Genomic DNA, 1,302 nt, shown 5'->3' with positions numbered 1-1,302 from the left:
CGCATAGGTACCCCCCATTCCATAAAAAAATCAAAATATATTTTTACCGCTCTCCTCCCCCCGTTGAATGGTCCTCCTACTAAAAGCCAAACTTTTTGACCGGGGGTGTTTAAGAAACTAATTCAAAGTAAGTTTCAATGAAATCCAAAATAAAAAAGACTTCTTCACTAGAAATCTTTAGCATGTCTGTTGTAAATATTAAATTCTCTTCCTCTTGTAATCTTTTTCTTACATCAGCAAGCTTAAGTCTTTTACACTTCCTTGAGTTCACACAGTTTCTTATCTGACAGTAACACCAGTAAGAATACTTCCGGAACTGATTAAGCATGTCACGCTCATAAGATGTACGCTCGTCCCTCCCAGCATATTGAATCATTAACTCTGTATCGAACGTCCAACTACTATCTACAATAATCATTACTACCACCGTTCTTCACTAAAGAATTTAGGCTTACTATGACTAATCATCTTGTCCTTACCATCAGCAATGTTGTGGCAACGAACGCAAAGATATTCAAGGTTTTCTAAGTCTACAGAAAGATGTGGGTGCGTCTTAACTGGTTTGATATGGTTCACATCCATCTTCGTCTTACGCCCACGCTTATTAAGCGTATCCCTTGTTGTTACCTTTCCCTTCTGTTTGCAATGCTCACATTCATACTTAGCTCGTTGGATTACTTTTAATCTCAATGTTCTCCACTCGTTAGACTTATAGAATTTCATAAGCATATCTTTCTTGATAAATTGAATGAGTTCATCTTTTCCCATAACTATCCCCTTACTCTATTCTCTTTCTTTCATTCTTCAAACTATTCCTTAACAAAGTAACCTCATGCTGTTTACCTATCCAATATAACTGCATTTTATTCTGCTCTACAATTTGTTCTCTTCTCGCTCCTTAATCCACGCATTCATGCTATTAACATCCACTTGCATCCATCTTTATCGCACTTCTGTCCACCTCTAACAAATTATCTATCAACTTATTGTTTAAACTTGTTATAAGCTTCTTCTTTCTCTCCAAGTGTTATATCTTCTTGTAATCACCCATTAACTTCATTAAATCTGGAACTCTTCCTAAACCAACAGACTGCTTGATTTTCTTTCTACTACGAAGAGCGTAAAAAATTATACCAACAATCCTTAATTTCTCAATCTCATTTAACTCCATTACTATTCATCATCATCCAGAATAAAAACTAGTCCTTCCACTACTTAATTCACAACTTGAGGGTGTTGCAAAACTAAAATAAATATGCAATGTTATGAATCAGAAAAACTAGCTGAACATGCAATAGATAG

General features: G+C 35.4%; 2 protein-coding genes. Both read right to left on the bottom strand.

Annotated elements, in window-relative coordinates:
- Positions 1-109: 109 nt before the first annotated feature.
- A complete protein-coding gene (locus tag ACQRBL_RS32245) occupies positions 110-418 on the bottom strand; it encodes a hypothetical protein (RefSeq protein ID WP_411996792.1) in 309 nt (102 codons plus the stop codon).
- A 2-nt stretch (positions 419-420) separates the two neighbouring features.
- Positions 421-723, bottom strand: coding sequence for an HNH endonuclease (locus ACQRBL_RS32240; protein WP_411996791.1), 303 nt, complete (start codon positions 721-723; stop codon positions 421-423).
- Positions 724-1,302 lie beyond the last annotated feature (579 nt).

The organism is Bacillus sp. AF62, assembly GCF_050312695.1.
In the GTDB taxonomy this organism is placed as follows: domain Bacteria; phylum Bacillota; class Bacilli; order Bacillales; family Bacillaceae_G; genus Bacillus_A; species Bacillus_A cereus.
Note: the sequence above shows the minus strand (reverse complement) of the source record. Positions and strands in the feature narration are given on the sequence as shown.